The 8766-nt window shown below is 74.0% G+C and carries 5 protein-coding genes; 4 read left to right on the top strand and 1 reads right to left on the bottom strand.

The annotated features are described in order from the left end of the window. Nucleotides 1-1227, top strand: a 1227-nt coding sequence (locus J1M41_RS02185; RefSeq protein WP_206451049.1) for an AI-2E family transporter, incomplete at its 5' end; no start/stop codon positions are given. Here J1M41_RS02185 and J1M41_RS02180 read toward each other — a convergent pair. After that, entirely contained in the window at nt 1193-2242 is a 1050-nt protein-coding gene (locus J1M41_RS02180; RefSeq protein WP_206451048.1) for an agmatine deiminase family protein, read from the bottom strand. The two genes, J1M41_RS02185 and J1M41_RS02180, sit on opposite strands and share 35 nt — an antisense overlap. Before the next feature lie 129 nt (nt 2243-2371). On the opposite strand from J1M41_RS02180, the gene J1M41_RS02175 reads away from it, so the two are divergent. Genes J1M41_RS02175 through J1M41_RS02165 form a run of 3 tightly spaced genes read left to right on the top strand, consistent with a single transcriptional unit; the run spans nt 2372 to nt 8643 of the window. Further along, on the top strand, nt 2372-6016 hold the full coding sequence (locus J1M41_RS02175; protein WP_206451047.1) for a bifunctional proline dehydrogenase/L-glutamate gamma-semialdehyde dehydrogenase: 3645 nt from the start codon (nt 2372-2374) through the stop codon (nt 6014-6016). A 19-nt stretch (nt 6017-6035) separates the two neighbouring features. Then, nucleotides 6036-6617, top strand: coding sequence for a thioesterase family protein (locus J1M41_RS02170; protein ID WP_060973503.1), 582 nt, complete (start codon nt 6036-6038; stop codon nt 6615-6617). A 13-nt stretch (nt 6618-6630) separates the two neighbouring features. Continuing rightward, nucleotides 6631-8643, top strand: a complete 2013-nt coding sequence (locus tag J1M41_RS02165; protein ID WP_206451046.1) for an FMN-binding glutamate synthase family protein — start codon at nt 6631-6633, stop codon at nt 8641-8643. Nucleotides 8644-8766 lie beyond the last annotated feature (123 nt).

The raw sequence follows: 8766 nt of genomic DNA, 5'->3' as shown, positions 1-8766 counted from the left end.
GACTGGGACATCCGCCGCCCCCACCGCATGTGGCCGCGCATGCTGGTGATCGTCCTGACGCTCGCGGGCCTGGTGCTGGTGGTGCAGTTCTTCCAGGGGATCGCCTCCATCGCGGCGCCCGTCTTCCTGGGGCTGAACCTCGTGATCGTGGCCTACCCCCTGCAGGCCTGGCTCATCCGCCGGGGCCTGCACCCCGTGCTCGGGGCCGCCACCACCGTCCTGCTGGTCGTCGCGGTGATGGCCGTGTTCGGGGGCATGATGGTGTGGTCCGGCCTCGAGCTGGTGGCGGAGCTGCCGAAGTACGCGGACCGCTTCCAGCAGATCGTCCTGGACGTCTCGCACTGGCTCAACGAGCGCGGCGTGACCCCGGACATGGTGTCCCAGCAGCTGGCCTCGATCGACATGAGCGCCGTGACCGGGACGGCCGTCAGCGCCATCACGAAGATCGCCACGAACGTCTACGCGGTCTTCGGCCTGCTCGTCACCGTGATCATGGGCATGTTCTTCCTCGCGATGGACTCGATGGACGTCGAACGCCGCGTCCGCCTGCTCAGCACCGCCCGCCACGAGTTCGGCCACGCCCTGGTCGAGTTCGCCCAGGGCGTGCGCCGCTACTGGGTGGTCACCACGGTGTTCGGCCTGATCGTGGCGGTGCTGGACGTGATCGCCCTCATGCTGATCGGCGTGCCGCTCGCGCTCGTGTGGGGCGTGCTCAGCTTCCTCACCAACTACATCCCGAACATCGGCTTCATCATCGGCCTGCTGCCGCCGGCCATCCTGGGCCTGGCGGCGGGCGGCTGGTCCGACTTCCTGTGGGTGGTGGTCAGCTACTCGGTGCTGAACTTCGTGCTGCAGTCCGTGATCCAGCCCAAGGTGGCCGGCGACGCGATCGGCGTGATCCCCACCGTCAGCTTCCTCTCCCTGCTCTTCTGGGCCTGGGTCCTCGGCCCGCTCGGCGCCATCCTCGCGCTGCCCTGCACGCTGCTGGCCAAGGCCGTGCTGATCGACGCCGACCCGAACGCCCGCTGGATCAACGCGCTCATCGCCTCGGACCTGAAGGGGATGGAGCGCCGTCAGTCCTCGCTCCTGGAACGGCTGCGCCCGGCGGCCTGGCGCTCGGACGCGCACGGGAAGGACGAGGACCGCGCCCCGACGGACGGCGGGGACGACGACGGCCCCGCGACCGACGAGGTCACGGGCGGGGCTGGAGCAGCACCAGGTCGTTGAGCGCGCCGGCCAGCCGCAGCAGCGGCGGGGCGGGGAACGACAGCTGGGGCAGCCCCGGGTGCAGTGCCGCGCACGCGGCGGCCGCGGCCTCCTCGCCCGCGGCGTCCTCGAAGGCCGGCCGCAGCACCGCCGCGCCCAGCGGCAGCGTGTCCAGGAGGGAGCGGGGGCCCCGCTCGGCCGGGTCGTACTCGGCGGGCTGCGCCGCCCCGGTCACCGTGCGCACGCGCAGGGGCCGGCCGCCGGCGTCGTCGGCGCCCTGCAGGAAGCGCAGCGCCGCCGCCGCGTAGGGGTGCTCGGGGTGGAACCGGTCGCCGCGCCAGTGCACGGCGGCCTCGCCGTCGCCCCGCAGCCGCACCCACGAGGCCAGGTGGCCGGGCCCGCCCCACGGCCCGGTGCCCGGCCGCGGTGCCGGGGGCACCCACAGCACCCGGGTGATCCCCAGCAGGGCGGCGAACTCGGCGGCCACCTGGTTGGGGGTCCACGCGCCGTTGATCCGCCCGTCCAGCACGGGGTCCGCGGCCACCACGGCCGTCCCCTCGCCGTCGGTCACCCAGGCCCCGCGCGGGGCGCACAGCAGGGGGGTGAGCAGCGGCAGTCCCGCCGCCTCCGCCACGGCCGTCGCGGCCGCGCCGTCGAGCGGTCCGGTCCCGGTCAGTCCCGCGGCGCTGCGCCAGGCGACGGCGGCCAGGCCCTCGGGGCGGCGGATGAAGCTCGGCCCGGTGCGGCCCAGCAGCGGTGAGCCCACGGGCGCGCGCAGCAGGTCCACCTCCGGGGGCACCAGCCGCGCCGCCCCGGCGTCGCGCGGGTGGGCGAGCACGGTGACCGGCAGGACGGCGGCGAGCGTCTCGGCCAGGCCCACGACGGCGTCCCGCGTCTCCTCCAGCAGCGTCGGCACCGGGTGGCGGTGGGGCAGGACGAGCCAGGCCCGCTCGGGCGGATCCTCGGGTCCGGGCACGGGCACGACGACGTCCCGGCGCTCCCGCGCGTCGGTGGGGGCGGGGTCGACGGCGGCCATGGCGGACGGGCTCCTGGGAAGACGGCGGCGACGCGCGGGCGCGTCGAGGGGATGTCCATCGAGCATAGGCGTCGAACAGGAAGCCGCGGCGGTTTGACCTGTGACCCGGAACACGTGCAGAGTGCGGCCATGACCGCGACGTTCTCCGCCCAGGACCACGACGATCTCGACCGGGTCCTCGGCGCGACCGGCGGGATCCCCGACCCCGCCGACCTGCACGCCCTCGCCGACGACGCCGTCGCGCAGGTGCGGCGTTGGCTCGCCGAGTCCCGCGACCATGAGGCCGACTTCGCGGCCCGCCAGCTGGCGGGCGCCTTGAAGGAGCCGGGCGGCCTCGACTTCATCGTGCGCTTCGTGGACCACGTGGTCCGCCCCGAGGACCCCGCGATCGCCGCTCGGGCGCTGCGGGAGCTCGCCGGCCGCGCCCCCGGCTTCCTGCCCCCGGCACTGCGCGCCGTCCTCGGCGTCGGCGGCCGCGCGGCCCCGCTCGTGCCGCGCATCGCCGTCCCCACGGCCCGCCGCGTGCTGCGGCACATGGTCTCCCACCTGATCGTCGACGCGCGGGACCGGCAGCTCGGCAAGGCCATCGCGGCCCTGCGCGACGAGCGCACCCGGCTGAACATCAACCTGCTGGGCGAGGCGATCCTCGGTCAGGGCGAGGCGGACCGCCGGCTCGAGGGCATCGCCGCGCTGATCCGCCGCGACGACGTCGACTACGTGTCCGTGAAGGTCTCCGCCGCCACCGCCCCGCACGCGCCCTACGCGTTCGACGAGGCCGTCGCGGACATCACCGAGCGGCTCACCCCGCTGTTCGAGCTCGCCCGGGATCGGGACACCTTCATCAACCTGGACATGGAGGAGTACCGCGACCTCGACCTCACGCTCAACGTGTTCACCGCCCTGCTCGAGCAGCCGGGCCTGCGCGACTACGAGGCCGGCATCGTGCTGCAGGCCTACCTGCCGGACGCGCTCGCGGCCATGGTGCGCCTGCAGGAGTGGGCCGCGCGCCGCGTCGCCGCCGGCGGCGCCCCGGTCAAGGTGCGCGTGGTCAAGGGCGCCAACCTGCCCATGGAGCGGATGCAGGCCTCCCTGACGGGCTGGCCGCTGGCGACGGTGGGCTCGAAGCAGGAGGCGGACACCAACTACAAGCGCGTGCTCAACTACGCGCTCACCCCGGAGCATCTGGCCCACGTGCGCATCGGCGTGGCCGGGCACAACCTCTTCGACGTGGCCCTGGCCCACCGGCTGATCGAGCGCCGCGGCCTCGACCCGGCCGCCGTGGAGTTCGAGATGCTGCTCGGCATGGCCACCGGCCAGGCCGCCGCCGTCCGGGCGGACGTCGGCGCCCTGCTGCTCTACACGCCCGTGGTGCGGCCCGAGGAGTTCGACGTGGCGATCTCCTACCTCGTGCGCCGCCTCGAGGAGGGCGCCTCCCCGGAGAACTTCATGTCCGCCGTGTTCGACCTGGACGCGGACGCGGACCTGTTCGCCCGCGAGGAGGAGCGCTTCCGCGCCTCGCTGCGCCACCTGGACGCGGCCGTGCCCCGTCCGAACCGCCTCCAGGACCGGTCCCGCGGGGAGGACGGGCCGACCCCCGCCCCCGTGGACGGCTTCGCCAACACCCCGGACACGGACCCCGCGCTGCCCGGCAACCGGGAGTGGGCCCGCCGGATCCTCGCGGCCGTCCCGGGCTCGGACCTCGGGACGGACACCGTCCGCGCCCACCGCGCCACCACGGCCGACGACGCCCGCGCCGCCATCGCCGCCACCGCCGACCCCGGCGCCCGCTGGGGCGCGCTCACCGGCCACGAGCGCGCCGACGCGCTGGACGCCGTCGGACGGGCCCTGCACGCCGGCCGGGCCCGCCTGCTGGAGGTGGCCGCCGCCGAGACCGGCAAGACCCTGGACCAGGGCGACCCCGAGGTCTCCGAGGCCGTGGACTTCGCGCACTACTACGCGCGCCTGGCACGCGGCCTGGACGCGGTGGAGGGCGCCCGCGCCGTGCCCGTCCGCCTGACCCTGGTGATCCCGCCGTGGAACTTCCCCGTGGCCATCCCGGTCGGGGGCGTCCTCGCCGCGCTCGGGGCCGGCTCGCCCGTGGTGTTCAAGCCGGCCCCGCAGTCCGAGCGGACGGGCGCGGTCGCGTGGGAGCTGATCGTGGCCGGGCTGCGGGACTCGGGGCTGTTCGACGACGGCGGCCCGCTCGCCGGGCACGACCCCGCGGACCTCGTGCGCCTGGTGACGCTGGCGGACGAGGACGAGGCGGAGGTCGGCGCGGCGCTCGTGACCGACCCGGCCGTCGAGCGGCTCATCCTCACCGGCAGCTGGGACACCGCACGGCTGTTCAAGGGGATGCGCCCCGACCTGCACCTGCTCGCCGAGACCTCCGGCAAGAACGCCGTGATCGTGACCCCGTCCGCGGATCTGGACCTGGCCACGAAGGACGTGGTCCAGTCCGCGTTCGGTCACGCCGGCCAGAAGTGCTCGGCGTCCTCCCTCGTGGTGCTCGTCGGCTCCGTGGGCACCTCCGAGCGCTTCCACCGGCAGCTGCTGGACGCGGCCTCGTCCCTGCACGTGGCGCACCCCGTGGACCCGCGCGCCGAGATGGGCCCCGTGATCGAGGCCCCCGGCGAGAAGCTGCGCCGCGGGCTCACCGAGCTCGGCCCGGGGGAGCGGTGGGCCCTGCGCCCGCGGCAGCTGGACGAGACGGGTCGCCTGTGGAGCCCGGGCATCCGCTCCGGCGTACGCCCCGGCGCCGACGCCCACCTCACCGAGTACTTCGGCCCCGTGCTGGCCGTGATGACGGCCGAGACGCTCGAGGAGGCCATCGGGATCGTGAACGCCGTGGACTACGGCCTCACCTCCGGGCTGCACTCGCTGGACCGGGAGGAGATCGACGTGTGGCTGCGCGGCGTGCGCGCCGGCAACCTCTACGTGAACCGCGGCATCACCGGGGCCATCGTGCGCCGCCAGCCCTTCGGCGGCTGGAAGCGTTCCGTCGTCGGCCCCACCACGAAGGCCGGCGGGCCGCACTACCTGCACGGCCTCGTGGACTGGGAGGACGCGCCCACGTGGGCCGGGGGAGAGGGGCGGTCCGGGTCCGAGGCCGACGGTGCGGGCGCGTCCTGGCTCGAGACCGCCCGCGCCCTCGACACCCACGCATGGACCACCGTGTTCGGGGTGGCCACGGACGTCTCCGCGCTCGAGGCCGAGCGGAACGTGCTGCGTCACGTCCCCACCCCGGTCCTCGTGCGCCGGCACTCGGGGCCCGCCGACCACCTGCTGCGCATCGTCTCCGCCGGCCTGCGCGCCGGGGCGCCCACGACCGTGAGCCTGCGCCCGACCCCCACCGCGGAGGGGCCCGATGCGGACGGACTCTCGGCCGAGGCCGTGCGCGGCCGGGTGGAGGAGCTGGTCCGGTCCGTCCGCACGGAGGGTGCCGGCACGGCCGCGCCGGTGGACGTCGTCGTCGAGGATGACGCCGCGTTCCACGACCGCGCCCGGCGGCTGGCCCTCATCCCGCCCGCAGCGGAGGGCGGCGGCGACGCACGGATCCGGCTCGTCGCCGACTGGACCGGCGACCGGGAGGCGGCCGAGGCGGCGCGGCGCGCGCTGCACGCGGCGCTCGGCGACACCCCCGACGTGGCGGTCTACGCTGGCCCCGTGGTGAGCGCCGGCGAGGTGGAGCTGCTGCCGTTCCTGCACGAACAGGCCGTGTCCGTGACCGCCCACCGGTTCGGCACGCCGGACCACCTGACCGAGGGGGTCCTGTGACCCCGAGGAGGAACCTCCGATGCATCTGATCCCCCGCACGATCTGGGTCGTCGCCCGCGCCCGCCGCCGCCCGCGCGCCGGACTCTGGGAGCCGACGACGCTGCCGATGCGCGCCCTGCCCACGGACGTGGACCTGGCCCTGCACGTCAACAACGGCCAGTACTTCGGGCTGTTCGACCTCGGCCGCTTCGACGCGATGGTCCGCACCGGCCTGTGGGACGAGATCCGCCGTCGCGGCTGGACGCCCGTGGTGCAGGCCGAGCAGATCGCGTTCCGCCGCTCGGTGACCCTGGGGCAGCGGTTCGACGTGGAGACGCGGATGATCGGCCTGGATGAGCGCGCGGTGTGGTTCGAGCAGCGCGTGGTGGTCGACGGCGACGTCGCGGTGCGCGCGTACATCTGCACGCGCCTGCGCAAGAAGGACGGCCGCCCCGTGGAGAACGACGAGGTCCGGGCGATCGCGGCGGCGGCCGGCCACGACCTCGCGGGGGAGCCGACGCTGCCGGAGTGGCTGCACGAGTGGCGGCGCAGCGTGGCCCTGCCGTCGGCCCGGACGCCCCTGCCCCACACGTGGGACCTCGACACAGTGCGGCGAGGATGAACGTTCGAGTGATATGGGGCACGATGGTCGGGTGAACAACAGACTCCTGATCGTCGCGACCCTCTCGCTGGCCGCGCTCGTCGTCGTGCTGGTGGCCGCCATCGGCGGCGGCGCGTGGTGGGTGCTGGCGGTGCTCCTGGTGGCGCTGCTCGTGCTCGCCGTGTGGGACATGACCCAGAAGCGGCACGCGATCCTCCGCAACTACCCCGTGCTCGGCCACATGCGGTACCTGCTGGAGTCGATCCGCCCCGAGATCCAGCAGTACTTCATCGAGCGCAACTTCGACGGCAAGCCGTTCGACCGGGACACCCGCTCGATCGTCTACGCCCGTGCGAAGGGACTGGACAGCCACAAGGCGTTCGGCACCGAGCGGGACACCTCGGAGATCGGCTACGAGTTCCTGTTGCACTCCACCGCCCCGGTCAACCCGCCGGAGGAGCCCCCCACGGTGCGGATCGGCGGCCCGGACTGCCGCCGGCCCGTGGACATCTCGCTGATGAACATCTCGTCCATGTCCTTCGGCTCCCTCTCCGCCAACGCCGTGATCGCCATGAACAAGGGCGCCGGCCTGGGCGGGTTCATCCACGAGACCGGCGAGGGCGGCCTCACCAAGTACCACCGCGGCAACGGCGCGGACCTGTTCTGGGAGATCGGCTCCGGCTACTTCGGCTGCCGCAACGAGGACGGCACCTTCAGCCCGGAGAAGTTCGCCGAGAAGGCGCTGCTGCCCGAGGTCAAGGGCATCACCATCAAGATCTCCCAGGGCGCGAAGCCCGGCCTGGGCGGCATGCTGCCCAAGGAGAAGATCTCCCCCGAGATCGCCGAGGCCCGCGAGATCCCGATGGACAAGGACTGCCTGTCCCCGGCGTCCCACTCCGCGTTCCGCACCCCGCGCGAGATGGTCAAGTTCATCGAGCAGCTCCGTGAGCTCTCGGACGGCAAGCCGATCGGCATCAAGTTCTGCGTGGGCTCCCGCGTGGACGTGCTGGCCATGACCAAGGCCATCTGGGAGGAGCGGATCGCCCCCGACTTCATCATCGTGGACGGCTCCGAGGGCGGCACCGGCGCCGCCCCGCTCGAGTACTCGGACCGCGTGGGCACCCCGCTGACCGAGGGCCTCATGCTCGTGCACAACGCGCTCGTGGGCACCGGCCTGCGCCACATGATCAAGCTCGGCGCGGCCGGCAAGGTCGCCACCGGTTCGGACATCGTCAAGCGTCTGATCCAGGGCGCGGACTTCACCATGTCCGCCCGCGCGATGATGATGGCCACCGGGTGCATCCAGGCGCAGAAGTGCCACACGAACGAGTGCCCCGTGGGGGTGGCCACGCAGGACCCGCGTCTGATGCGCGCCCTCGACGTGGAGGACAAGGGCAACCGCGTCTTCAACTACCACCGCCTGACCGTGCGCGAGGCCGTGCAGATCATGGCGTCCATGGGTCTGACGCATCCGTCCCAGCTGAACACCCGCATGCTGCGCCGACGCGTGGACCACCTGAGCACCCGCTCGTACGCGTCCATCTACCACTGGCTGCGCACGGACGAGCTGCTCAACGACCCGCCTGCCGGCTGGGCCATGGACTGGGAGGAGGCGGACGCGGACCACTTCGGCGAGCACGCCCGCGTGGACTACCTCACCGAGCGCGACCCCGAGTGGCGCTCCGAGCTGCTGATCCCGGGCCGCGAGGCGGGCGGCGCCCCCGTGCAGGGCTCCCCCATCTCCGGGACGGGCTCCACGCTGGTCGACGCCCGGCAGACCGAGTCCGTGCCGCTGACGACGTCGCCGATGCCGCGCGTCAGCTCGTTGGGTGAGGGTGAGTCGCTGTCCCCGCACGGCGGCCGTCGTCGGGCCCCGCAGGATCCGGCACCCGCCGCCACCGCCGGCGAGACGCCCACCGACGAGAACGAGGGCCTGCCGGCGGAGGCCGGCGAGCGGCCCGAGCGCCAGGACGGCGAGGAGGTCACCCAGCGGGGGACCACCGGCCGCGTCGAGGGCGAGCACCGCGGCGAGGGCCGCGTCGGCTGACCCACCCCCGCAGTCACCCCCGCTTTCGAGGCGGGAAATCCACCTCACACGACGCCCCCGGGCGCCCATGAGATAGATTTCCCGCCTCGTCGCGTGAGGGGTCGTAGCCTGGCGCCGTGACCC

It is taken from the genome of Micrococcus sp. KRD096 (genome assembly GCF_017168495.1).
Classification (GTDB): domain Bacteria; phylum Actinomycetota; class Actinomycetes; order Actinomycetales; family Micrococcaceae; genus Micrococcus; species Micrococcus luteus.
Note: the sequence above shows the minus strand (reverse complement) of the source record. Positions and strands in the feature narration are given on the sequence as shown.

Excerpts from the sequence above, each read along its gene's own strand:
- J1M41_RS02180 (WP_206451048.1), bottom strand. The coding sequence starts at position 2,242 with ATGGCCGCCGTCGACCCCGCCCCCACCGACGCGCGGGAGCGCCGGGAC.
- J1M41_RS02175 (WP_206451047.1), top strand. The coding sequence starts at position 2,372 with ATGACCGCGACGTTCTCCGCCCAGGACCACGACGATCTCGACCGGGTC.
- J1M41_RS02170 (WP_060973503.1), top strand. The coding sequence starts at position 6,036 with ATGCATCTGATCCCCCGCACGATCTGGGTCGTCGCCCGCGCCCGCCGC.
- J1M41_RS02165 (WP_206451046.1), top strand. The coding sequence starts at position 6,631 with ATGGGGCACGATGGTCGGGTGAACAACAGACTCCTGATCGTCGCGACC.